General features: G+C 67.5%; 21 protein-coding genes and 1 pseudogene. 3 read left to right on the top strand and 19 right to left on the bottom strand.

Annotation, left to right across the window (positions count from 1 at the left end; all coding sequences use genetic code 11):
* Position 1: 1 nt before the first annotated feature.
* The 9 genes from glgB to AT700_RS14395 form a co-directional block, all read right to left on the bottom strand.
* On the bottom strand, positions 2-2,200 hold the full coding sequence (gene glgB / locus AT700_RS14360; protein WP_003113646.1) for a 1,4-alpha-glucan branching protein GlgB: 2,199 nt from the start codon (positions 2,198-2,200) through the stop codon (positions 2-4).
* Entirely contained in the window at positions 2,197-5,499 is a 3,303-nt protein-coding gene (gene treS, locus AT700_RS14365) for a maltose alpha-D-glucosyltransferase (RefSeq protein WP_003088929.1), read from the bottom strand. The genes glgB and treS overlap by 4 nt, the downstream gene beginning before the upstream one ends.
* A 10-nt stretch (positions 5,500-5,509) precedes the next feature.
* Positions 5,510-7,504, bottom strand: a complete 1,995-nt coding sequence (locus tag AT700_RS14370; protein ID WP_003113645.1) for an alpha-1,4-glucan--maltose-1-phosphate maltosyltransferase — start codon at positions 7,502-7,504, stop codon at positions 5,510-5,512.
* A gap of 143 nt (positions 7,505-7,647) precedes the next feature.
* The gene (locus tag AT700_RS14375; protein ID WP_003123486.1) at positions 7,648-8,529 is read right to left on the bottom strand and encodes a Ku protein; all 882 of its coding nucleotides are present in this window, start codon (positions 8,527-8,529) and stop codon (positions 7,648-7,650) included.
* 22 nt (positions 8,530-8,551) lie between these two features.
* Positions 8,552-8,794, bottom strand: coding sequence for a hypothetical protein (locus AT700_RS14380; RefSeq protein WP_003088922.1), 243 nt, complete (start codon positions 8,792-8,794; stop codon positions 8,552-8,554).
* Between the two features lie 13 nt (positions 8,795-8,807).
* Entirely contained in the window at positions 8,808-9,299 is a 492-nt protein-coding gene (locus tag AT700_RS14385; protein WP_003088919.1) for an MgtC/SapB family protein, read from the bottom strand.
* Positions 9,296-9,430 (bottom strand): PSPA7_2676 family Cys-rich small protein, encoded by a 135-nt coding sequence (locus tag AT700_RS30440; RefSeq protein ID WP_003160215.1) that lies wholly within the window; start codon positions 9,428-9,430, stop codon positions 9,296-9,298. The genes AT700_RS14385 and AT700_RS30440 overlap by 4 nt, the downstream gene beginning before the upstream one ends.
* Positions 9,431-9,526: 96 nt before the next feature.
* Positions 9,527-11,656: a catalase HPII gene (gene katE / locus AT700_RS14390; RefSeq protein ID WP_004343460.1), complete on the bottom strand. Its 2,130-nt coding sequence runs from the start codon at positions 11,654-11,656 to the stop codon at positions 9,527-9,529.
* An 80-nt stretch (positions 11,657-11,736) separates the two neighbouring features.
* A complete protein-coding gene (locus tag AT700_RS14395) occupies positions 11,737-11,904 on the bottom strand; it encodes a general stress protein (RefSeq protein WP_003088912.1) in 168 nt (55 codons plus the stop codon).
* A 498-nt stretch (positions 11,905-12,402) separates the two neighbouring features.
* Between AT700_RS14395 and AT700_RS14400 the strand changes: the two genes are divergently transcribed.
* Entirely contained in the window at positions 12,403-12,801 is a 399-nt protein-coding gene (locus tag AT700_RS14400; RefSeq protein ID WP_003100818.1) for a hypothetical protein, read from the top strand.
* A gap of 6 nt (positions 12,802-12,807) precedes the next feature.
* Here AT700_RS14400 and AT700_RS14405 read toward each other — a convergent pair whose 3' ends face one another.
* From AT700_RS14405 to AT700_RS14440, 8 genes and pseudogenes are all read right to left on the bottom strand, one after another.
* Positions 12,808-15,246, bottom strand: a complete 2,439-nt coding sequence (locus AT700_RS14405) for a glycogen/starch/alpha-glucan phosphorylase (RefSeq protein ID WP_003100816.1) — start codon at positions 15,244-15,246, stop codon at positions 12,808-12,810.
* A 52-nt stretch (positions 15,247-15,298) separates the two neighbouring features.
* Positions 15,299-15,586: a DUF2513 domain-containing protein gene (locus AT700_RS14410; RefSeq protein ID WP_003100808.1), complete on the bottom strand. Its 288-nt coding sequence runs from the start codon at positions 15,584-15,586 to the stop codon at positions 15,299-15,301.
* Between the two features lie 449 nt (positions 15,587-16,035).
* Positions 16,036-16,896 carry an SDR family oxidoreductase gene (locus AT700_RS14415; protein WP_003100806.1) on the bottom strand — a complete coding sequence of 287 codons (861 nt, stop codon included), beginning with the start codon at positions 16,894-16,896 and terminating at the stop codon, positions 16,036-16,038.
* Positions 16,893-17,440, bottom strand: a pseudogene (locus AT700_RS14420) (CinA family protein). Before AT700_RS14420 ends, AT700_RS14415 begins: the two are co-directional and overlap by 4 nt.
* A gap of 10 nt (positions 17,441-17,450) precedes the next feature.
* Positions 17,451-17,690, bottom strand: coding sequence for a metallothionein (locus AT700_RS14425; protein ID WP_003100805.1), 240 nt, complete (start codon positions 17,688-17,690; stop codon positions 17,451-17,453).
* 19 nt (positions 17,691-17,709) lie between these two features.
* The gene (locus tag AT700_RS14430; protein ID WP_003088893.1) at positions 17,710-17,925 is read right to left on the bottom strand and encodes a PLDc N-terminal domain-containing protein; all 216 of its coding nucleotides are present in this window, start codon (positions 17,923-17,925) and stop codon (positions 17,710-17,712) included.
* Positions 17,926-17,999: 74 nt separating this feature from the next.
* Positions 18,000-20,522, bottom strand: coding sequence for a DNA ligase D (gene ligD / locus AT700_RS14435; protein ID WP_048521108.1), 2,523 nt, complete (start codon positions 20,520-20,522; stop codon positions 18,000-18,002).
* Positions 20,523-20,539: 17 nt separating this feature from the next.
* The gene (locus AT700_RS14440) at positions 20,540-20,929 is read right to left on the bottom strand and encodes a response regulator (RefSeq protein WP_048521109.1); all 390 of its coding nucleotides are present in this window, start codon (positions 20,927-20,929) and stop codon (positions 20,540-20,542) included.
* Positions 20,930-21,177: 248 nt separating this feature from the next.
* Here AT700_RS14440 and AT700_RS14445 point away from each other — a divergent pair, with 248 nt between their 5' ends.
* Together AT700_RS14445 and AT700_RS14450 are read left to right on the top strand one after the other, a co-directional pair.
* Positions 21,178-21,702 (top strand): hypothetical protein, encoded by a 525-nt coding sequence (locus tag AT700_RS14445; RefSeq protein WP_003088874.1) that lies wholly within the window; start codon positions 21,178-21,180, stop codon positions 21,700-21,702.
* Positions 21,703-21,727: 25 nt separating this feature from the next.
* Positions 21,728-22,177 (top strand): DUF421 domain-containing protein, encoded by a 450-nt coding sequence (locus tag AT700_RS14450; protein ID WP_003102168.1) that lies wholly within the window; start codon positions 21,728-21,730, stop codon positions 22,175-22,177.
* Here AT700_RS14450 and AT700_RS14455 read toward each other — a convergent pair.
* Positions 22,155-23,519, bottom strand: a complete 1,365-nt coding sequence (locus AT700_RS14455) for a cation:proton antiporter (protein WP_003113638.1) — start codon at positions 23,517-23,519, stop codon at positions 22,155-22,157. The genes AT700_RS14450 and AT700_RS14455 overlap by 23 nt on opposite strands.
* A gap of 28 nt (positions 23,520-23,547) precedes the next feature.
* Positions 23,548-24,072 (bottom strand): DUF4142 domain-containing protein, encoded by a 525-nt coding sequence (locus tag AT700_RS14460; protein ID WP_003088871.1) that lies wholly within the window; start codon positions 24,070-24,072, stop codon positions 23,548-23,550.
* Positions 24,073-24,143: the final 71 nt, after the last annotated feature.

Below are 24,143 nucleotides of genomic sequence, written 5' to 3' on the forward strand. Positions count from 1 at the left end.
ATCAGCCGGCCGGACGCAGCAGCAGCGTGCCCAGCGGCGGCAGGTCGAGCACCAGCGACTGCGCCTGGCCATGGGCGCCGCACGACTCGCTGGAGACGCGGCCCTGGCTGCCTGCGCCGGAACCGGCGAACGCCTGGGCGTCGCTATTGAGCAGCACGTCCCAGTCGCCGCCTTGCGGTACGCCGATCCGATAGCCCTGGCGCGGCACCGGGGTAAAATTGTGTACCGCCAGCAGCGATGGCTCGCCGGCCGCGTGGCGCAGCCAGGCGTAGACACTGTTCGCCTGGTCGTCGCCGATCAGCCATTCGAAGCCGAGCGCCTCGCCGTCGCGCGCATGCAGTGCGGGGAGTTCGCGGTACAGCCGGTTGAGGGCCGCCACCAGGTCCTGTACGCCCTGATGCTCCGGATAGCGCAGCAGGTACCAGTCCAGTTCGCCGTCGTGGTTCCACTCGCGCCACTGGCCGAACTCGCATCCCATGAACAGCAGCTTCTTGCCCGGGTGCGACCACATGAAGCTCAGGTACAGGCGCAGGTTGGCGAACTTCTGCCAGCGGTCGCCGGGCATCTTGTCCAGTAGCGAGTGCTTGCCATGTACCACCTCGTCGTGGGAGATCGGCAGGATGAAATGCTCGGAGAAGGCGTAGAGCAGGCCGAAGGTCAACTGGTGGTGGTGATAGCGCCGGTGCAGCGGGTCTTCGCCGATGTACGCCAGGCTGTCGTGCATCCAGCCCATGTTCCACTTATGGCTGAAGCCCAGGCCGCCCTCCGCCACCGGACGGCTGACGCCGGGCCAGGCGGTGGATTCCTCGGCGATCACCAGCGCGCCGGGGGTTTCGCTGGCGACCACCTGGTTGAGGTGATGGAGGAAGTCGATGGCCTCCAGGTTCTCCCGGCCGCCATGGCGGTTCGGCAGCCATTCGCCTTCCTTGCGCGAATAGTCGCGATAGAGCATCGAGGCCACCGCATCCACCCGCAGGCCGTCGACGTGGTAGGTGCGCAGCCAGTGCAGCGCCGAGGCCAGCATGAAGCCGTGCACCTCGCTGCGGCCAAGGTTGTAGATGTAGGTATCCCAGTCCTGGTGGAAGCCTTCGAAGGGATGTTCGTACTCGTACAGCGCCGTGCCGTCGAAACGGCCCAGGCCGTGGGCGTCGGTGGGAAAATGCGCCGGCACCCAGTCGAGGATCACGCCGATGCCGGCCTGGTGGCAGGCGTCGACGAACGCGGCGAAGTCCTCCGGCGTGCCGTAGCGCGCGGTAGGGGCGAACAACCCGAGTGGCTGGTAGCCCCAGGAGCCGCCGAAGGGATGTTCCATCACCGGCATCAGCTCGATATGGGTGAAGCCGAGCTGGCGCACGTAGGGAATCAGCTCCTCCGCCAGTTCCGACCAGTGCGGCGGCCGGCCGTCGCGGTGGCGCCAGGAGCCGGCGTGGACTTCGTAGATCGACAGCGGTGCCGCATAGCCCTGGCGCTCCGCGCGCCGAGCCAGCCAGTCCTGGTCGCGCCACTCGTGGCGCAACGCCGCGCAGGTCTTCGAAGCGGTTCCGGGCGGCGTCTCGCAGGCCAGCGCCAGGGGGTCGGCCTTCAGCGGCAGGAGGCCGTCGTGGCCCTGCAACTCGTACTTGTACAGTTCGCCCTCGCCGAGGCGCGGGACGAACAGTTCCCAGACGCCGGATGGATAGCGTCGTCGCATCGGGTGACGACGCCCGTCCCAGCCGTTGAAATCGCCGACCACCGAGACGCGCACGGCGTTCGGCGCCCAGACCGCGAAGCGCACGCCCTCCACGCCTTCGTGACGGGTCAGTTGCGCGCCCAGGCAGGAGGCCAGTTGGCGGTGGTTGCCTTCGGCGAACAGGTAGAGGTCGAGTTCGCCGAGCAACGGCCCGAAGGCATAGGGGTCTTCGCTTTCCTGCACGCCGTCCGGCCAGTGCACGCGCAGGCGGTAGCGCGGTGGCAGGCGCTCCAGGTGGCGCTGGAACAAGCCGCTGCCGGGGTCGCTCTGCTCCAGTTCGGCGAGCGTCGCGCCGTCTTCGTCGAGCAGCTCGACGCGCTGCGCGCCGGGCAGGTAGGCGCGCAGCACGCCGCCTTCGCCGCCGGGGTCGCGCTGCGGGCCGAGGAAGGCGAATGGATCGCCCTGCAGGCCGCGCTGCAGCTTGTCCAGCTCCAGTTGCCAGCGTTCGCGTTCGGACATCGGTTCGCTCATCGGTTCTTGCCCTTCAGGAGGTGTTCGGTGAGTTCGGCCAGACCGGCGAGAGGCACTTCCAGCCAGTCGGGGCGGTAGTCGGCTTCGTAGAGCAGTTCGTAGGCGGCCTTTTCCAGGCAGGCCAGGGCCAGCGCCGCCCCCTCGCCTTCGCGACCGTGCCAGGCGTGCATGAGACCCGCCGCGGCGGCCCGATAGCCGGCCAGGAAGGCGTCGCGGGCTTCGCTGCGATAGCGCATGGCGACCTTGCGCCGGGCGCTGTCGGCCTGTTCCGAGCTATCGGTGCTCTGCGCGTTGCGCAGGACCATCGCCGCCGCGTAGTCGAACGAGCGCAGCATGCCGCCGACGTCCTTCATCGGACTGTGGCGCTGGCGGCGCTCTTCCAGGCTGCGCGCCGGCTCGCCCTCGAAGTCGATGAAGCGTGCGTCGCCCTGGACCATCAGCACCTGGCCCAGGTGCAGGTCGCCGTGAACCCTGATCAGCAGCCCGCCGGCTGCCTGCCGGGCCAGCAGCGGCAGGCGTTCGAGCAGCGCCGGCAGGCGTTCCAGCAGGCGCCGCGCCTGTTCCGCCGCCTCGCCCTGCAACGGCCGTGGCGGCTCGCTCAGGCGTTTGCCGGCTTCGCGCAACTGTTCGGCGATGCGCAGCGCCCAGGCCTGGACGCTGGCTTCGTCGCTCTCGCGGCTGCCGAAGGCCGGATCGTCCGACTCGCCGGCCAGTACGCTGTGCATCTCGCCGAGCCGGGCGCCGAGGTTGGCGGCGAAGCCGCGCAGTTCGGCGAGGCTGTCGTATTGCCCTTCGAGCGCCTCGCTGGCCGCGGATATCTCGTCGCGCACGGCTCGTTCCAGGTTGTCCAGGGTCCAGTTCCAGGCGTCGCCCTGGTTGTTCAGGTAGCCCTGCAGGATCATCAGCGTGTGCGGCTCGCCATCCGCGCCGACCCGCCGTACCTCGCCGAGCAACGGGGCGATGCCGGGGTAGCCGTGGCGGGTCAGGTAGCCGCCGACCTCGATTTCCGGGTGCAGCCCCGGAAGGATCTTGCGCAGCACCTTGAGGACCATGCGCTCGCCGAAGCGGATCGAGCTGTTGGACTGCTCCACCGAGAACGGCAGGACGTCTTCGTCGGCGATGTCGTCCATTTCCGCCAGTCCCGCCGCCGGGATGAACTGGATCTCGCCGTCGCCGTGGGCGATCACCGCCTCGGCGCGGAGTTGCGCGAGGACCTTGCGGGCGAACAGCGGCAGGCTGGCGGCGTCGGTCAGCAGGCCGACCTTGCGACCGCGCCGCAGGCGCGCCAGGGCCAGCAACTGAGGCAGGCTGTCGCCGCGCTGGTCGGCGTCGAGGAAGCCCAACGGCAACTGGTAGCGCAGCCCGTCGATCTCCACTTCGCACAACGCACAGCGCGGCTCCGCCTCGTCCAGCGGAACGATGTAGCAGAGCCGTGGCTGGCCTTTCTCGCCGGCGAACCAGCGGCGCTTCGGCAGGTAGGCCGGCAGCGTCTCGCCTTCCAGGATGTTCCGCGATGCGCCCTGCAGCAGCTCGCCGAGGCGCTGCTTGACCACCAGGGTCGGCAGTTCCGGCAGGCGCTCGTCGGCGGCCACGTGCCAGCTCGGCATCTGCGTCGCGTCGGCCAGGTAGAACCAGTAGAAGCCGTAGGGCGGCAGGGTCAGCAGGTAGGTCAGCTCGCCGATCGGCGGGAACGACATGCCGCCGATCATCTCCACCGGCACCTTGCCGGCATGGCTGGCGAGGTCCAGTTCCACCGCCTGGGCCGCGCGCGACAGGTTGGCCACGCAGAGGATGCTGTCCTGCCGTTCGCCCTCGGCGTATTCGCGCAGGTAGGCGAGGATCCGTCGGTTGCTCGGCGCGAGCATCTTCAGGCTGCCGCGGCCGAAGGCCTTCTGCTGGCTGCGCACGGCGAGCAGGCGGCGCATCCAGTTGAGCAGCGAATGCGGGTCGCGCGCCTGCGCCTCGACGTTGATCGTCTGGTAGCCGTACAGCGGGTCGAGAATCGGCGGCAGCACCAGCTTCGCCGGGTCGGCGCGGGAGAAGCCGCCGTTGCGGTCCACCGACCACTGCATCGGGGTCCGCACGCCGTCGCGGTCGCCGAGGTAGATGTTGTCGCCCATGCCGATCTCGTCGCCGTAGTACAGGGTCGGCGTGCCCGGCATCGACAACAGCAGGCTGTGCAGCAGCTCGATGCGCCGCCGGTCACGCTCCACCAGCGGCGCCAGGCGCCGGCGGATGCCCAGGTTGAGGCGCGCGCGGCGGTCGGCGGCATAGTGGTTCCAGAGATAGTCGCGCTCGTCGTCGGTGACCATCTCCAGGGTCAGCTCGTCGTGGTTGCGCAGGAAGATCGCCCATTGGCAATTGGCCGGGATGTCCGGGGTCTGGCGCAGGATGTCGGTGATCGGATAGCGATCCTCCTGGGCGATGGCCATGTACATGCGCGGCATCAGCGGGAAGTGGAAGGCCATGTGGCATTCGTCGCCCTCGCCGCCATCCTCGCCGCCGAAGTACGGCCGGGTGTCTTCCGGCCACTGGTTGGCCTCGGCCAGCAGCATGCGGTCGGGATAGTGCGCGTCCAGCTCGGCGCGGATGCGCTTGAGCACCTGGTGGGTCTCCGGCAGGTTCTCGCTGCTGGTGCCGTCGCGTTCGATCAGGTAGGGAATCGCGTCCAGGCGCAGGCCGTCGACGCCCATGTCCAGCCAGTAGCGCATCACCCCGAGCACCTCGCGCAGGACCTGCGGGTTGTCGAAGTTCAGGTCCGGCTGGTGGGAATAGAAGCGGTGCCAGTAGTACTGTTGGGCTACCGGGTCCCAGGTCCAGTTGGACTGCTCGGTGTCGATGAAGATGATCCGCGTACCCTGGTATTTCTCGTCGCTGTCCGACCAGACGTAGTAGTCGCGGGCGCGCGACCCCTTCTTCGCGTGGCGGGCGCGGATGAACCAGGGATGCTGGTCGGAGGTGTGGTTGATCACCAGCTCGGTAATCACCCGCAGACCGCGTCGATGGGCCTCGGCGATGAACCGGCGGGCGTCGGCGAGGCTGCCGTAGTCGCTGTGCACGCCACGGTACTGGGCGATGTCGTAGCCGTCGTCGCGGCGTGGCGACGGGTAGAACGGCAGCAGCCAGAGAGTGTTCACGCCGAGGTCGGCGATGTAGTCGAGCTTCTCGATCAGCCCGGCGAAGTCGCCGATGCCATCGTTGTTGGCGTCGTAGAAGGATTTCACGTGGACCTGGTAGATCACCGCGTCCTTGTACCATTGCGGGTCGTTGAGAAAGACCGGTTTCTCGCGTCTGGCCATGGGTTTCTCCTTATGCGTCGACGCGCCGCACGCGCCAGATGCCGAACGGCAGGTGCCAGGGTTCGATGCGCATCCACTGGACCTTGCCGTGCCAGACCCAGCGATGCCCGTTCATCAGGTCCTCGCCCTGGAGGCTGGCGTCGTCGGGCAGGCCGAACTCCCACAGCGGCAGTTCGAAATGCGCCTCCTGGGCTTCGTGCGGGTCCAGGCAGACCGCCACCAGGACGAAGTTGGCGAGGTCCGCGGTGCGCTTGCCGAAATACAGGATGCGGTCGTTCCAGGCGTTGTAGGCCTGGAACCCGAGGTGCGTCTGCAATGCCGGGTTTTCCCGGCGGATGCGGTTGAGCCGGGCGATCTCGGCGACGATGTTGCCCGGCGCCTGGTAGTCGCGCGGACGCAACTGGTATTTCTCCGAGTCGAGGTACTCCTCCTTGCCCGGCAAGGCCGCCGCCTCGCACAGCTCGAAGCCGGAGTACATGCCCCACAGCCCCGACCCCATGGTCGCCAGGGCGGCACGGATGAGGAAGCCGGGGCGGCCGGAGCGTTGCAGGAACCAGGGATTGATGTCCGGGGTGTTGACGAAGAAGTTCGGCCGGTAGCAGTCGCGCCAGGGTGGCTGGTTGAGTTCGGCGAAGTACTCCGCCAGTTCCTGCTTGTCGTTGCGCCAGGTGAAATAGGTGTAGCTCTGGCTGAAGCCGACCTTGCCCAGGCGCGCCATCATCGCCGGGCGGGTGAACGCCTCGGAAAGGAAGATCACCTGCGGATGGCGGCCGCGCACTTCGGCGATCAGCCACTCCCAGAACGGCAGTGGCTTGGTGTGCGGGTTGTCGACGCGAAACAGCGTCACGCCCTGCTCGACCCAGCCCAGCACCACGTCGCGCAAGGCTTCCCACAGGCTCGGCAGGGCCTGTTCGGCGTAGAAGTCGACGTTGACGATGTCCTCGTACTTCTTCGGCGGGTTCTCCGCGTAGCGCAAGCTACCGTCCGGACGCCAGGCGAACCAGCCGGGATGCTCGCGCAGCCAGGGGTGGTCGGGGGAGCACTGGATGGCGAAGTCCAGCGCCAGTTCCATGCCGTGCTCGCGCACCGCAACGAGCAGCCGGCGGAAATCCTCGCGGTCGCCCAGTTCGGGATGGATCGCCTCGTGGCCGCCCTCCTCGCTGCCGATCGCATACGGGCTGCCGGGGTCGCCGGCCTCGGCACGCAAGGAATTGTTGCGGCCCTTGCGATGGGTGCGGCCGATGGGGTGGATCGGCGGGAAATAGAGAACGTCGAAGCCCATCGCGGCGATCTGCGGCAGGCGCCGGATCACGTCGTCGAAGGTACCGTGGCGTGTCGGGTCGCCGCTTTCCGAGCGAGGAAACAGCTCGTACCAACTGGCGAAGCGCGCCAGCGGTCGCTCCACCTCCACCGGGTATTCGCGGCTGCGCACCAGGTGCTCGCGCGGGCCGACCAGACGCAACAGTTCGCCGGTCTGCGCCGCCAGCCACAGCGCCACCCGCTCCTCGACGCTCTGGCAGGCCTGCAGGCGTTCGGCCAGCGGCGCACAGGCGGCGGCGATCTCCGGACCGCCGCGCTCGGCGCAGCGCTGCAGCAGTTCGTCGCCCTCGCGCAGCTCCAGGTCCAGCGGCAGGCGTGCGCCATGCTTGGCACGCAATTCGCGGCGGTAGCCGGCAAAACGGTCGATCCAGGCCTCGATACGGAAGTACAGGCGGCCGCAGGGCGGCGTGCGCAACTGCGCGCTCCAGAAATCGTTGCCTTCGGGCAGCAGCGGCAGGCGCCGCTCCGCGGTTTCCCCGACACGCCGCCAGACCACCTCGGCACCGAGTACCTCATGGCCATCGGCGAAGATTCGCGCGGCCAGGCGCAGGTCGCGGTCGCTCTCGGTCTTCGCGGGATAGGCGCCCTCTTCCACCACAGGGCTGACCGACTCGATGGCGATACGGGGCTGCTGGATGGCGATGACCAGCGGATCATCGTCGCTGTTGCGGACAATCGAACTCATCGAGGCGCGCTCCTCCGGGACGTGGGTTCGGCGATGGGTCGCGAGGCTTCCGCCGGCCTCGAATGGCCGGCGGCGCGGACGGTCATTGATTCCGAGCCCGCCGGCGACCGATTGGTTCAGGTTGATTTACCCAGCGGCTCGCCTCAGGCCTTGCGCCGCGAACGCGAGGCACCGGACTTGGCGCGACCCTTCGGGTCGGCCCCGGCCTTTTCGCTGCCCTTGTCCTTGCCGCCGCCGGCGCGGGAACGCAGGCTGCGCTTGAGCAGGTCGGTGAGATCGATGATGTCGGCGCCCTTGCCAGCCACCTCCTCCTCTTCCTCCACCGCGTGCAGCTGGCCCTTGGCGGCCTTTTCCTCGACCAGCTTCATGATCTTGTCGCTGAAGCTGTCCTTGTATTCGTCCGGCTCCCAGTGGGAGGCCATGTCCTCCACCAGGCGCTTGGCCATCTCCAGCTCGCGCTTGTCGAGTTTCGCCTCGGTGACGCTTTCGTCCAGCTCCAGGCCATCCAGGCTGCGCACCTGCGACGGCCAGCGCAGGGTGATCAGCACCAGGGCGTCCTGCAGAGGCCGCAGGAGCGCCAGGTGCTGGCGGGTGTGCAGGACGACGTTGGCCAGGGCGACCTTGCCGGTACGCTCCAGGGTCTCCCGGAGCAGCGCGTAGACCTTGCCTCCGCGCCGGTCGGGGGCCAGGTAGTACGGGGTATCGAAGTGCTGCAGGGGAATTTCCTGGCTATCGACGAAAGCGAAGATCTCGATGGTCTGGGTCGACTTGGGATGCGCCGCGCGGATTTCTTCCTCGCTCAGCACCACGTAGCGACCCTTTTCGTACTCCACGCCCTTGACGATGTTCTCGCGCTCGATCTCCTTGCCGGTGACCTTGTTCACCCGTTTGTAGCCGACCGGCTCCATGCTGCGCTGGTCGAGCCAGTCGAAATCGATGCCCTGCGACGAGGTCGCCGCCGACAGGCTCACCGGTATATGCACCAGGCCGAAGCTGATCGCGCCTTTCCAGATCGCACGCGCCATGCCGGTTTCCTCCTCTTGATGGTTACAGCGTGCCGCCGTCCGCGTAACGCACGCGGCCGTCGGCGGCGATGTCGGTGATACGCTGGAGCAGGTTGTCGGCGGCGGTCTCGGCGTCGCTCAGGCAGCTGCAACCCGGGGTCACTACCCACAGCATGCGTACCGCCGCGCCACGCCGCTTGGGCTGATAGAGGATCAGACCGACCGGCTGGCAGCGCTCCTGCATCGCGTCGGTCCAGGCGGTACAGGCGTCGAAGTCCTTGAACATGACGGAACTCTCCTCAATGGCTATCGGAAGATGGCGGCGAACGGTTCAGGCAGGCCAGGACATGCAGCACCAGTAGCGCCAGGACCGTCCCGAGCACCGCGGTACCCTGGTGACCGAGTCCGACCGCGACGCCTATGGCGGTGCTGGCCCAGAGACCCGCCGCGGTGGTCAGGCCCCTGACCCGGCTTTCCCGACCTGCCTTGAGGATGGTGCCGGCGCAGAGGAAGCCGATGCCGGCGACGGTGCCCTGGATCACCCGGCTCAGCGCGTCCGCCCCGCCACCCTGCAATTGCAGCGGCATGACGAACAGCGCCGCGCCGAGGGTTACCAGCATGTGCGTGCGCAGGCCGGCGGCCTTGCCGCTCTGCTCGCGCTCGTAGCCGAGTACCGCGCCGAGCGCCGCCGCCAGCAGCAGGCGCAACGCGGCGCGGGCGGTCTGCTCGAAGTCGGCGAGATCGGCGAACTCCTCGCCGAGGATCTTCCACAACGTCTCCCAGGCGCTCATCGGCGTTGTATCTCGCTGTAGCGCAGGGCACCGCAACGCAGGCAGCGCTCGCAGTCGAAGGTTTCCTCACCCAGTCGCAACGCCGGTTGCCGGCACCAGTCGCAACCGCCTATCAGGCAACGCAAGGTCATCCGGGTCCTCCCGCCGAATCGCTCGGCCAGCCGCCCTTTCCAGCTGTGACCGACGAGACGACGGGAAGGTGCGATCGGATTCGCCAGCGGCGCTCCTCAGGCGGGGATCGCCTTGGTCGCCGCCTCGCGCTGCCAGATCCGGTGCTGCATCAATGCCTGGCGCAGGCCGGGGAAGACATCGGTGGCCGTGGCGCCGAGCACCACGCCGGGGTCGCCAGGCAACGAAAGCTGGCTGGCCAGCGCCTGGGCATCGCCGGCGAAGGCCACTGGCTTCAGGTGCTTGTAGGCTTCCAGCAGGTAGTGCAGGCCGCGTCCGTCAGCGCCGATGGCCTGGCTGCTGGCCGCGCCGCCAGGCACGAAGACCGCGTCGAAGGCTACCGACGGCAGGCCGTCCCAGGTTCCCTCAGGGCTCAGTTCGGCGCCGTTTTCAGCCTGCACCGGCGAAGCGCTGGGCGCGATCAGCTTGGCGTCCGCGCCCTCCTGGCGGAGCGCGTCGCGCAGGTCGCTGACGTCGCTCTCGGCGACGCCGTCGGCGATCAGGATCGCCACCTTGCGCGAACGGATGTCGCCGGACAGCAGGTTCATCTGGCTCAGCGCCGGCGACGGCTTCGGCTGCGGTGCCGGGTTGGCCGGCGCGGCGAGCTGCACACCGACGTTCGCCGCGACCCTGGCGGCCAGTTGCGGATCGATGTTGAGGAGTATCTGGTTGACTTCGCGCTCACGGATCGATTGCCGCTCGACCTTGGACAGTTCGAAGCTGTAGGCGGCGACGATATGCGCCTGCTCGGCCTCGCTCATGCTGTGCCAGAACAATGCGGCCTGGCTGAAATGATCGGCGAAGGAGTCGGCGCGCTTGCGCAGCTTGCTGCCGCTGACCGGCTCGTGGTAGGTGGAGAAGCCGCCGTTGCGCGCCGCCGGCGGGGTTTCCTTCGGCCAGCCGCCGTCGATCGAGTTCGGTTCATAGGAAGCCCGGCCGCGGTTGATGGTCTGCCGGTGCGGCGCGTCGCGCTGGTTGTTGTGGAACGGACACAGCGGGCGGTTGATCGGGATTTCGTTGAAGTTCGGCCCGCTCAGGCGCAGCAGTTGGGTGTCGGTATAGGAGAACAGCCGACCCTGCAACAGCGGGTCGTTGGTGAAGTCGATTCCGGGGACCACGTGGCCGACGTGGAACGCCACCTGTTCGGTCTCGGCGAAGAAATTGTCGGGGTTGCGGTTGAGTACCATCCGCCCCACCACCCTTACCGGCACCAACTCCTCGGGCACCAGCTTGGTGGGGTCGAGCAGGTCGAAGTCGAAGCTGTCCTGCTGGTTCTCCGGGATCACCTGCAGGCCCAGCTCCCATTCGGGATAGTCGCCCTTCTCGATGTCCTCCCAGAGGGTCCGCCGGTTGAAGTCGGGGTCCTTGCCGGCGAGCTTCTGCGCCTCGTCCCAGACCAGCGAGCAGGTCCCGGACTTCGGTCGCCAGTGGAACTTGACCAGCACGCTCTCGCCGGCCGCGTTGACCAGGCGGAAGGTGTGCACGCCGAAGCCCTGCATGTTGCGGTAGGCGATCGGAATGGCGCGGTCGGACATCAGCCACATGACCATGTGCGCCGACTCCGGGGTCAGCGAAACGAAGTCCCAGAAGGTGTCGTGGGCAGACGCTCCGGTGGGAATCTCGTTGTGCGGCTCGGGTTTCACCGCATGGACGAAGTCGGGGAACTTGATCGCATCCTGGATGAAGAATACCGGCATGTTGTTGCCGACTAGGTCGAAGTTGCCTTCGTCGGTATAGAACTTCACGGCGAAGCCGCGTACGTCACGCACCGTATCCGCGGACCCGCGCGGCCCCTGCACGGTGGAGAAACGCACGAAGACCGGGGTACGCTTGCCCGCCTCGGCGAGGAAGCCGGCCTTGGTCAGGTCGCTGAGGTCCTCGTAGGCCTCGAAGTAGCCATGCGCCGCCGAGCCACGAGCGTGGACCACGCGCTCGGGAATGCGCTCGTGGTCGAAGTGGGTGATCTTCTCGCGCATGATGAAGTCTTCGAGCAACGACGGTCCGCGCTCGCCGGCCTTCAGGGTGTTCTGGTTATCGGCGATGCGGGTGCCGGTATTGGTGCTCAGGGCCTCTCCGGTGGCGTCCTCGCGATAGGCCTCCAGCTGTTCCAGCTTGGCGTTGCTGTTGCCACGGTCGACGGTGTCGGTGCCGGCCGCCTGGCTGCGCTGCTCGTTGTTCTGCTCGCTCATCGGTTTCCTCTCCTCATCCTGGGCATGAAAATGGGGCGGATGCCTCCCTGCTCCGCCCCATTCACTTCACTGCGCGGTTATCAGTTCCCGCCGTGGCTGCGCTGGCCACCTTTCTTGCCAGCCTCGGAGGCCCGCTGCGGATCGTTCTTGAAGTTGCCGCCGCTGGCCTGGCCGCCCTTCTTGCCGGCCTCCGAAGCACGTTTCGGGTCTTCCGCGAAGTTGCCTTTACCACCTTGATGCTGTGCCATTTCTATTTCCTCCGAATAATCTCTTCAGAACAGATTTCATGGACGCATGCGTTGCGCATGCCCTAACTCTGAGAGGGTGTTTCGCCAGTGGTTCAGATTATTTTCAGCGAATGAAAGCGAAGCGCTTTGCCAGCATGTTTTGAGCGCAATCCATAGGGTTCAAAGATCCTTGCCTTATTCCATTGCCAGCATTGACAGGAATCCCCGAATTGCGTCAGATGAAAGCCCGCACATCTCGGAGGAGCACCATGAAACCCTACGAGCATCCGGCCTACAGCGATCCCATGGTAAGCAACGAAGAACCCGATCGCGATTGCCATGAATGGAATTTCGAACCGGGAGACAGTGATCAGGAACCCTACCCCGAATATCATGGAGCGAATACCGAAGAATGCCCAGGCGGAGGCACTTAATTATTCTTTTCTATTGCAACCCCTGACATTCCGATAGACCCATTCAATAATTAATCGTCGAACTTTAAAACAAATGGAACTCGCCATGGAAAACAGTGACGAAGTGCGATTCCAGCACTATTTCATTTCTCTCGTGGAACAGGTGGCGAAACCGCTTTTCGTCGACTCCTGCGAAGAGGCGCGCAGCTACGGCCTGGACTGCAACGTGGACCTCGACCTCGACGAGGACGGCCATCCTCGCCTGCGCCTGGAAGTCGGCGAGCCGGGAGGCGAGAAAAGCCACTACAGCCTGCTGGCGATTCCCGGCGAGCGGGTCATCCATCGCCAGTACCTGGCCGGGGCCCAGGAATGGCACAGCCTGCCGGCCGAGCTGGCGTCGATCAACCCGATGGTGCTGGACAGCGAGCTGGCGGTATTCTTCCGCCGCGCCTTCGACCTTCGCCTGGAGGGCCCCGAACGCCGTCACCCGGCCGGCTTCTGGTAAGGCCCTTCATAGCTTCCAGATATCCCGGGCGTATTCGCTGATCGTCCGGTCGGCGCTGAACCAGCCGATCCGCGCCACGTTGAGCAACGCCGAGCGCCACCAGCGATCGGGCTCGCGCCAGACTTCCTCGACCCGGCACTGCGCATGCCAGTAGGCCTCGAAGTCGGCGCAGAGCATGAAGCGGTCGTCGTGCACCAGGCCGTCCACCAGCCCTTCGTAGCGGCTGCGGTCGTCGGCCGAGAACAGCCCGCTGCGGATCGCCTCCAGGGCTTCCTCCAGCCGCGGCGAGGCCGCGATCACCCCGCCCATCTCCAGCTCCCCGGCCTGCCGGCGCTGCTCCACCTGCTGGGCGCTGAGGCCGAAGATGAACATGTGTTCCAGGCCGATCCGCTGGCTCATCTCGACGTTGGCGCCGTCCAGGGTGCCGATGGTCAGCGCGCCGTTGAGGGCGAACTTCATGTTGCTGGTCCCGGAGGCCTCGAGCCCGGCGGTGGAAATCTGCTCGGAGAGGTCCGCCGCGGGAATGATCGCCTCGGCCAGGCTGACGTTGTAGTTGGGCAGGAACACCAGCTTGAGCAGGCCGCGCACGGTGGGGTCGTCGTTGATGGTGCGGGCGATGTCGTTGGCCAGCTTGATGATCAGCTTGGCCTGGTGGTAGCTGGCGGCAGCCTTGCCGGCGAAGATCTTCACCCGCGGCACGCGGTCGGCGGTCGGGTCGTTGCGGATCTCCTGGTACAGCGCCACGGTGTGCAGCAGGTTGAGCAACTGCCGCTTGTATTCGTGGATACGCTTGATATGCACATCGAACAGCGCTTCCGGTTCGATCGCCACGCCGAGGCTGTCCAGCACCAGGCGCGCCAGGGCGGTCTTGTTCTGCCGACGCTGCTCGGCGAAGCGTGCCCGCAGCCTGGCGTCCTCGACGTGTTCCTCGAGGTCCGGCAGGCGCCGTTCCGGGGTGTCCAGCAGGTCGGCGCCGAGGGTCTCCACCAGCAGCTCGGTCAACCCCGGGTTGGCCTGGAACAGCCAGCGGCGGAACGACACGCCGTTGGTCTTGTTGCTGATGCGCTGCGGATAGAGGCGATGCAGGTCATGGAACACGGTTTCGCGCATCAGCTCGGTGTGCAATGCCGATACCCCGTTGATCTGGTGCGAACCGAGGAACGCCAGGTTGCCCATGCGCACCCGTCGGCCGTGGCCCTCCTCGATCAGGCTGACCGAACGCAACAGGTCGAAGTCGTGGATGTCCTGGGCACGCAGCGCGTCTATATGGAAGGCATTGATCAGGTAGATGATCTGCATGTGGCGCGGCAACAGGCGCTCCATCAGCGCCACCGGCCAGGATTCCAGGGCTTCCGGGAGCAGCGTGTGGTTGGTGTAGGACAAGGTCGCCACGCTCAGCGCCCAGGCGTCCGGCCAGGCCAGTTGGTGCACGTCCACCAGTTGCCGCATCAGCTCGGCGACGGCGATCGCCGGGTGGGTGTCGTTGAGCTGGATCGCCACCTGTTCCGGCAGGCTACGCAGGTCGTGATGATGGCGCAGGTGGCGGTCGAGCAGGTCCTGCAGCGAGGCTGAGACGAAGAAGTACTCCTGGCGCAGGCGCAGTTCCTGACCGGCCTCGGTGCTGTCGGCCGGATACAGCACCCGCGAGATGCTCTCCGCCTTGACCACGTCGACCACCGCGCCGATATGGTCGCCGGCGTTGAAACGGTCCAGTTGCAGGTCTTCCTCGGCGCGAGCGCGCCACAGGCGCAGGGTATTGACGCTGGCACGCCGCCAGCCGACGATCGGCGTGTCGTAGGCGATCGCCCGGATCCGCTCGTCCGGCCGCCAGATGGCTCGGCCACTGTGCTCGCTGTCGACCTGCACGCTGCCGCCGAAGTCGATGTAGTAGCTGACCTCGGGTCGTTCGAACTCCCAGGGATTGCCGAAATCCAGCCAGGTCTCGGTCTGCTCCTGCTGCCAGCCGTCGGTCAGCACCTGGCGGAACAGGCCATGCTCGTAGCGGATGCCATAGCCATGCGCGGGAATGTCGAGGCTGGCCATGCTTTCCATGAAGCATGCCGCCAGGCGTCCGAGGCCGCCGTTGCCGAGCGCCGCGTCCGGCTCCAGGGCAACGATCCGCTGCAGGTCGACGCCCAGCTCGGCAAGGGCCTGGCGGGTTTCCTCGAGCAGCCCGAGGTTGCCGAGGTTGTCCAGCAACAGGCGACCGATGAGGAACTCCAGGGACAGGTAGTAGACCCGCTTGCGCGCGGGCGCTTCACCTTGCGGGGTGGCCTCCTCCCAGTGGTCGATGATGTGGTCGCGCACCGCCAGGGCCACCGCTTCGAACCAGTCGTGCGGGCAGGCGGTGGATGGGTCGCGGCCGACGCTGTAGCGCAGTTTGGCGAGGATGCTGGCTTTCAGGGTCTGGACCGCACTTGGGGTCTGGTCTTGGCTGTCGGGCATCGCCGGGCTTCCTTCCGGCCCGCCGCTGCAGGCCGGTGCTTGCGGGGTTTTCTCAGGCGCTCTTGCGTACCGGCACGGCGGCCGCCGCGCTTTCCTGGCGCAGGCGGTCGAGCAGGTCGTGGCCGGCCAGGGTCAGGTGGTGGACCACCCATTGCTCCTGGCCGGTCCAGGAATGCTGGACGCTGCCGCAGAGCAGTTGCGCCTGGTTGAGCAACTGCAAGTGGTAGGCCACCGCCTCGCGGCAATGACCGGGTAGCTCGCGTGCTTCCCAGTGCTGGCCGAAGCCAAGGCTTTCCAGATGCTCCAGCAGATCCCTGATCAACCCCCAGTCGCGTTTCATCGGCATGCTCCTTGTCTGCGTCGCGGCCGGCCGTTCCGGCTACCTAGAAGCGGAGTCGCGGCGGCCGCGATGGTTCATTCTTTTTCGCCGGCGGCCCGCCTGTCCGCACGACGGAACCGCCGGGCGCCGGCGTCAGTCGGGAGGAATGCCGTTGCCAACGGTCGGTGTGCGGACTGGCGCGAGAGCTGGAGCGCAGCTTCACTGAGCAGTGACCTTTCCCGTATCCCGGCAGGAGCGCTCCGATGCAGGCTTTCATGGTTCATTTCTCAGACGCCGGACAACCCGGCCGGACCGTGCTCACCACTTTCGCGCCAACCCTCAGCACCAGCGAGGCGCACGTTCGCCTGCAACTCTGCTATCCCCTGCTGTTCCCGCAGCGTCTGAGCGCGGTGCGGGTCTACCCCTGCTGCCGGCGGCGGCACGCGAGTGAACGCGGCCGCCGGGGCGCCTCAGCCGTTGACTACCGTACCGCCGTTGACGTGCAGCACCTGGCCGCTGACGTAGGACGAGTCGTTACAGGCCAGGTAGACGTAGCTGGCGGCCAGCTCTTCCGGCTGGCCGGGCCGGCCCATCGGCGTATCCGCGCCGAAGTGGGCGACCTTCTCGGCGCTGAAGGTGGACGGGATCAGCGGCGTCCAGATCGGGCCCGGGGCCACGGCGTTGACGCGGATGCCGCGGTTGACCAGGTTCATCGACAGCGACCGGGTGAACGAGGTGATCGCGCCCTTGGTCGAGGAATAGTCGATCAGCTGGGGGTTGCCCTTGTAGGCGGTGATCGAGGTGGTGTTGATGATCGCCCCGCCCTTGCCCATCAGCGGCAGGGCCGCCTTGGTCAACTGGAACATGCCGAAGATGTTGGTGCGGAAGGTCTTCTCCCACTGCTCTTCGCTGATGTCCTCCAGGCGCGCCTGCGGATGCTGCTCGCCGGCGTTGTTGACCAGCACGTCGAGGCGCCCCCATTTCTGCCTTAGCGTGTCCACAACCTGGCGGCAGAAGCCGGCGTCGGCGACGTCGCCGGCGAACGCCAGGCACTGGCGGCCGAGCGACTCGATGATCTCGCGGGTCTTCGCCGCGTCTTCGTTCTCATCCAGGTAGACCAGCACCACATCCGCCTTCTCGCGGGCGAAAGCCACCGCCACCGCGCGGCCGATACCACTGTCGCCGCCGGTGACCAGGGCCACCTTACCCTCCAGCTTGGCCGCCGGACGGTAATCGGCGGAAACGAACTCCGGCTTCGGCTGCATCTCGCTTTCGTGGCCGGGACGTTGGTCCTGGTGCTGCGCCGGCAGGGTCTGTCGCTGTTCGCTCATGGTGGTTTCCTCTCTGTCGGACGCCTCAGGCGCGTTCGCCGCGCAAGGCGCGTTGATGGAATTCGGGCAGGCGCCGCAGCGCCCAGCGGGTGGCTTCCCGGCGCATCCGCGCGGGGTCGCCGTGGAAGCGCTCGCGGCGCGAGAACAGGGCGAGGCCGGCGGGCAACCGGAAGGCCCAGGCGAAGCACACGGTACCGGGCGGGATGCCGTCCTTCGCTTCACTGCCGAGCAACCCCGTGACCGCCAGCGCGGCGCTCGCCGGACTGCGTTGCAGGGCCGCCCTGGCCATGGCCTCGGCGACCTCCACGCTGGTCAGGTTGAAACGCTCCAGCCAGTTCGGGTCGAGCCCCAGCAGGGCAAGCTTGGCCGCCGGCGAATAGACGACGAAGCCGCCTTCCATCACCTTGCCGCTGCCGGCCACCGCCGACAGTTCGGCGCTGATCTGCCCGGCAGTACAGGATTCCGCGGTGATCAGGCTGAGGTCGGCGCTACGCAGGTAGGTCACCAGGCGAGAGGCCTCGTCCGCGAGTTGCAGGTCGGGCATGGCACGCTCCTCAGGGCGAGATCGGGTCGCTGGCGGGAAAGGTCTCCTTCAACGCGTCGTCCAGCTGGCGATCCTCCGCCACCTGGGGCCGGGTGGTGCCGCCACAGGGGCAATCGGCGTCGCGACACGGCTCGCCCTGGGGGTGGCCGCTGGCGCAGGCCGCGCAGCAATAGTGCTGGCCGTCGCGTTCGACGGCATCGGCGCCGGGCTGGCAGGTGCATTTGGGACAGGCACAGGTTTCGCTGTTCATGGGCAGTCTCCAGTGGGGTTCACTTGCTGTGTTCCGGCGAGGTCACCGGGCGCAAGCCACGGGGGCCGGTCCAGCCCCAGAGGACCAGGCCGAGCACGGGCAGGAGCAGGATCAGCAGCGACCAGCCGAGCTTGCGACTGGCGGAGCTGTCGCTGCGGAGCACGCTGTTGATGGCCCAGGCATCCACCAGGAGCAACAGGACCAGCAGCGCGAGGATCAGGTAGGCGGTATCCATCGGGGCCTCCTCGGCATCTCGTTGCACGGTGGAGGCCCTGTGCGCCGGGGGAGTTCCGCCTTTTTCGCGGACGGTCAGCCGCGCCCGAGCTGGCGCCGCATGGCCGCGCTGATGCGCTGGCGGGTGCCGGCGTAGTCGGCCCAGGGATCGTCGCCGGCGAGTTCGTCGAGGCGCTGCGGCAGACTGCGCAGGTTCCATTGGTTGGCGCCCTGCAGCGAGTCGAGTTCCTCGCGGAACACCGGTACCGACACCGGCAACCCTTCGCGGGCGCGCACCGAGTAGGCGGCCACGGTGCTGGCGCCGCGGCTGTTGCGCAGGTAGTCGACGAAGATCTTGCCGACCCGGTTGCGCGGCCCGGAAACCGCCGAGAAACGCTCCGGCATCAGGCGCGCCAAGTGCTGGGAGATGGCCTGGGCGAAATCCTTGACCTCGTCCCAGCCATGCCGGCGCTCCAGCGGCACCAGCAGGTGCATGCCCTTGCCGCCGCTGGTCTTGAGGAAGGCGCGCAGGCCCAGCTCGTCGAGCAACGTCAGGCTCAGCTGGGTCGCTTCGAGCATGCGCTTCCACGGCAGCGCCGGGTCCGGGTCGAGGTCGAGGACGAAACGGTCGGGCCGCTCCAGGTTGGCCAGGCTGGCGTTCCAGGTATGGAATTCGATGCTGCCCATCTGCACCGCGCCGACCAGCGCCTCGGCGCTGCGGATTTGCAACAGCGGCGGATGACCGGGATCGAGCGCCGGGTCGAGCTGGACGATGCCGGGGATCTTCAGGCGCGCCGCGTGCTTCTGGAAGAACAGTTCGCCGCCGATTCCGTCGGGGCCGCGCACCAGCGACACCGGGCGCTCGCGCAGGTCGCGCAGGAGCAGGTCGGCGTAGCGCGCATGGAACTCGGCGAGTTCCAGCTTGCTGGCCTGGATCGACGGGTCGATCAGCCGCTGCGGATGGCTGATGCGCACGCCGGCGGTGGCCGCCCGCGACGCACCGGAGCCGGCCTTGCGCGCGCCGCGCAGCGGCGGCGGGCCGGCGGGACGCTCGCCGGTCACCTCGCGCGCCGGCTTGTCTTCGCGCAAGCCGTGGAACACTGCCTGGCGGATGATCCCGCCACGGGTCATCTGCGCATAGGAAACCTCGCACAGCTGTTGCGGGCGCACCCACTGCACCGACCCGGTCTCGCGCGCCGGCGGCACCTTCGCCAATGGGCTGGAGCGGACCGCGAGGGGTTCCAGGCGCTCACGGACCTTCTTCAGGCTGGCCGCGGTGAAGCCGCTGCCGACCTTGCCGGCATAGCGCAGCCGGCGCTCCTCGTCAGGGCTGTAGAGGCCGAGCAGCAAGGCGCCGATATGCCGGCGAGAGCCCTTCGGCTCGGTATAGCCGACGATCACGAACTCCTGGCGCAACTGGCACTTCAGCTTGATCCAGTCGTTGCTGCGGCGCGAACGGTAGGCGCTGCCCAGACGCTTGCCGATCACGCCTTCGAGACCGAGCTTGCAGGCGCTGGCCAGCAGGTCGCGGGGGTCTTCCGCGAGCGTCGCGGAGAACCGCAGCGGGTCTTCGTCTCGCCCTTCCAGCAGCGCCTCCAGGCGCGCGCGGCGCTCCTCCAGGGCAACATCGCGCAGATCCTCGCCTTCGTGGTACGGCAGGTCGAAGAGGACGTACAGGATGTTCTCGCCGCGACCTTCCTCGAAGGCGTTCTGCAGGGCCTGGAAGTCCGGTCGACCCTCCTCGTCGAGGACGACCAGTTCGCCGTCCAGCCAACTGCGCTGCAGACCGAGCCCGGCCAAGGCCTTCTCCAGGTGCGGCAGGCGTTCGGTCCAGTCATGGCCGTTGCGGGTCAGCAGGCGCACGTGGCCGTCTTCGATGCGGCTCATCAGCCGATAGCCGTCCAGCTTGAGTTCGTAGGCCCACTCCCCTCGCGGAGGCTGCTCGACCAGGCTGGCCAGCTCGGGGGCGATCCATTCGGGCATCGGCGTCTTCCCCCCGCTCTTGCCGCGTCGCGCCGGCCTGGCCGCGGGCGTGGCGGCTTCGCCATGGCGGGGCAGCAGCGTACGCTCGCTGAGCACGCTGTCGGGACGCTCCTTCAGCACGTCGAAGCGATCCAGGCTGCGCGCCTCGCCGTCCTTGGCCTTGACCAGGAACCACTGGGGCTGCTTGCCGCGCAGGTTGGTGCGGATCAGGTGCCAACGCCCGGAGAGTTTCTCGCCATCCAGGGCGAAGCTGAGATGGCCCTTTTCCAGGCCCTCGCGCGGATCGTCCAGAGGCGTCCAGGCGCCTCGGTCCCAGACGATGACATCGCCGGCGCCGTAGTGCCCCTGGGGGATGCTGCCTTCGAAATCGGCATAGTCCAGCGGATGGTCCTCAACCTGCACCGCGAGCCGCTTCACCGCCGGGTCGAGGCACGGCCCCTTGGGCACCGCCCAGCTCTTCAGGGTGCCATCCAGCTCCAGGCGGAAGTCGTAGTGCAGGCGGCTGGCGTCGTGCTTCTGGACGCAATAGCGGAGCAGCCCGGTGCTGTCCTTGCGAGGCTTGCGGCCGCTGGGCTCCGGGGTCTGGCGGAAATCGCGCTTGCGGGCGTACTCGGCGAGCGGCTTGCTGCTGGGCATGGTGGGCTCCTCGGTGGTCAGACGCCGGGGCAGACCGGCGCGCTGTGCAGGACCATGTCGATGGCTTTCCCCAGTTCCTCCAGGGTCACCGGTTTGAGCAGCACCGGATAGGGTGCCGCCGGGTCGATGCCGACGCGAGCGCTGTCGCTGAGCAGGATCACCCGCATCCGCGGGCGCACCGGCAGGCTGGTTTCGATGAGCATGCTGCCGCTCAGAGGACCTTCGAGCTGCTCGCTGAGCAGGAACAGGTCGATCACCGCGTCCGAGGCCAGGTGCTCGAGGGCTTCGTCGCGACTCGCCGCGCTGAGCACCGCGTAGCCTCGATCGAGGAGGAATTCCTCGATCCGCCAGAGCTGGTCGGCGTGTTCTTCGAGGACCAGGACGATCTTGTTTTCTCCGTTCACCATGGTTCTCCCTGTCGGATTGTCAGGAAGGCTTCGCTGCAAGGTTCGCGCCGTCCGCCCCGCTTGCGCCGGAGCAGCGTGACCACGGCGATTGGGCGCGGGCTGATCGCAAAGTGCGATCAGCAGAGTGCCCGGAAGGCGCCTGTTCATCGTGCAGATTGCCCGACCCGCGCGGACCGCTGGTAAGCCCGCCGGCACCAACCGCGTCGACCGGGGTCCAGCCTGAGAGACCGCGAGCGAAGGAGCCAGCCATGCGCCCTGCCCCAGAAGACGCCGCAGACGATGCGTTCGACCAGCGCGAGTATCCGATCCCGGAGCGCCTGGAAAGCCAGCGCCGCGCCTGGCGTTTCGAACGGGCGGGCCTGTGGGTCCTGCTCGGGGTGATCCTCCTGGCGCTGACCGGGGTGTTCGCCGGCGGGCCTCTGAGTTCGCGGACGCTGGTCAGCGACAGCGGCAGGCTGACCCTGGCCTACGAGCGTTTCGAACGCAGCGGCGCCGCCAGCCGCCTGCGCATCGATCTGCGCGGCGCGCCGGGCACCGAAGTTGGCGTGCGCCTGGGCGGCGGACTGCTACAGGCGCACAGCATCCAGAGCCTGCAACCGCAACCGCTGCGCAGTCACAGCTGGCGGGGTGGCCTGGAACTGGAGGGAAGGCTCGACGAAGACGGTCGCCTGAGCCTGTTCCTGACGTTGTTGCCGAACCAGCTCGGCGAAGTCGCCAGTCGACTGGAGTTCGCCGGCGAGAGCCTGGCCTTCGACCAGTTCATCTACCCCTGAGTCATCCGTTCCGAGGAGGCGCACGATGGATTCCATACTGCGAGCCGCCGCGCTCTACCTGGTCCTGCTGGTACTCTTCCGCATCGCCGGGCGGCGTTCACTGACCGACATCACCACCTTCGACCTGCTGCTGCTGATGATCATCGGCGAAGCCACCCAGCAGGCGCTGCTGGGCGACGACTTCTCGCTGGTCAACGCGGTACTGGTGATCATCACCCTGATCGTCATCGACGTCGGTCTGTCCCTGCTCAAGCTGCGCCATCCGAAGCTCGACACCCTGATCGAGGGCTCCCCGACGCTCATCGTCGAGTACGGCAGGCCATTGCACGCACGCCTGGCCGAGGCCCGCCTGCGCGAGGAAGACATTCTCCTGGCCGCCCGCGAGACCCAGGGCCTGGAACGCATGGAGCAGATCCGCTTCGCCATCCTCGAGAAGAACGGCAAGATCTCGATCATTCCCGATCGCGGCGACTGACGCTGCGCGCGTGGCGCATCAGCAGCGGCTGGATGCTCAGGCCGTGCACGCAGATGCTCAGGGCGACGAGGCTCAGCACCAGGTCGCTGGCGGTATGCGCGAGCGCCGTAGGCAGCCCCTGGTTCAGCGCGTAGCTGAGGTAGTACAGGCTGCCGATGCCGCGGATGCCGAACCAGCCGAGCAGGCGCCGCTGCGCCGGGTGCATCAGCCGCCGGCCGACCAGCAGCCAGACCATCGCCGGCCGGCACACGCAGAACAGCAGCAGCGCCAGCGGCAGCGCGCGCCAGTCCCAGTGCTGGTAGAGCATGGCGCCGAGCAGGGTCACCAGCAGCACTTCCAGCGAGCGCTCCAGCAGGTTGCCGAAGGAGAGCACGTCGAGCATCACCGCGCCGGCCGCCACCTTCGGGTGTTCGCTGCGGTCGGCGCCGTACTCGATGGCGCCGCTGGCCTGCCCTGCCTCGCGCACGTCGGCGGCGGCCGCCTGCGCCTCGGCCGGTGCCGAGGCGCGCCCCAGCGTCGCCACCTCGGCGTGGCGCAGGCCGATCCCGGCGGCGAAGCTGGCGAGGAAGCCCCAGCCGCCCAGTGCGTCGGCGCCGACATAGGACAGCGCGATCAGCGCCAGGGCGAGGAAGTCGTTGGCCGACACCGAGGTGTCGGTGTGCCGCGCCCGCAGGTGGATGGCCAGGCGGCCGAGACCATGGCCCAGGCAATAGCCCACCAGCAGGCCGAGCGGAATCGCCCAGAGCACGTCGCGCAGCAGCCAGTCCAGGCCGCTGCGGTCGAACTCCCCGGGCAGGCCGCCGCCCTGACCGATCAGCAGCAGGGCGGCGATGACGAAGGGAAAGGCGATGCCGTCGTTGAGTCCCGCCTCGCCGGATACGGCGTAGCGCAGGCGGTCGTCGTCGCCGGCGTGGTTGACCTGGATGTCGCTGGCCAGCACCGGATCGGTGGGCGCGAGGATCGCCGCGACCAGCAAGGCCAGCCCCCAGTCCAGGCCGAACAGGAAATGCGCGCCCAGGGTAAGGCCGAGGATACAGCCGAGCAGGACTGGTCCGGCCAGCAGCCAGGCAGCGGTCCAGGCCGGCGAGCGCAACGGCAGGCGCAGCTTGAGGCCGCCGATGAACAGCGAGATCAGCAACGCCGCCTCGCTGAGGTGTTCGAACCAGCCGCTGATGTCCGCCAGGCCGCTGCGCCAGGCGTGCAGCCCGGCCGGGCCGATGGCCAGGCCGAACAGCAGGTAGATGAACGACGTGCTGACCGGCAGCAGGCGCAGGTAGGCCGAAGCCAGGCCGAGCGTCAGCAGGATGCAGCCCAGTACCAGCAACCACAGGCTGAAACTCATGCCTGGCCAGGCTCCGCCCGCGGGGGCGTTACTTGGATGGGTGCGCCTTGGCCAGCGCGCGGGCCATCTCCAGGTGATGCTTCAGGGCCGGCAGATGGGTCTTGGCGAATGCCTGCAGTTCCGGGTCGGTCAGGTTGTCCGCGGCCTGGGTGAACAGTTCCACGGCTTTTTCGTGAGCCGCCACCTGGTTATTGGCGTAGGCCGGGTCGAAGGAGGCGTCGCGCAGGTCGAGCAGGGTCGCCTTGGCCTTGTCGGTCAGGCTGGCGTCGTCTTCGACCTCCAGTTTCTTGCGCTCGGCCAGGCTGCGCAGTTCGGCGTTGACCTTGCCGTGGTCGTCGATCATCTGCTTGGCGAATACCTTCACATCGGCGGCGGTGCTCTTTTCCAGCGCCATCTTGCCGGCTTCGATTTCCGCTACGCCGGCCGCCGAGGCCTCGCTGACGAAGGTCTGTGGCGCGGTCTTGTTCATGTCCTGGGCGTTGGCGAAAGGCAGGGCCAGGACCAGCAGGAGCCAGGCGGCTCCCTTGAGGGGAAGGCTGATTGCTCTGTTCATGGTCGACTCCGTTGGCGTGACAGGGAAAAAATGCCGGGACTTCGGCACAACGCACCTCGGCATCGTCGCTG

This window comes from Pseudomonas aeruginosa (assembly GCF_001457615.1).
Classification (GTDB): Bacteria; Pseudomonadota; Gammaproteobacteria; order Pseudomonadales; family Pseudomonadaceae; genus Pseudomonas; species Pseudomonas aeruginosa.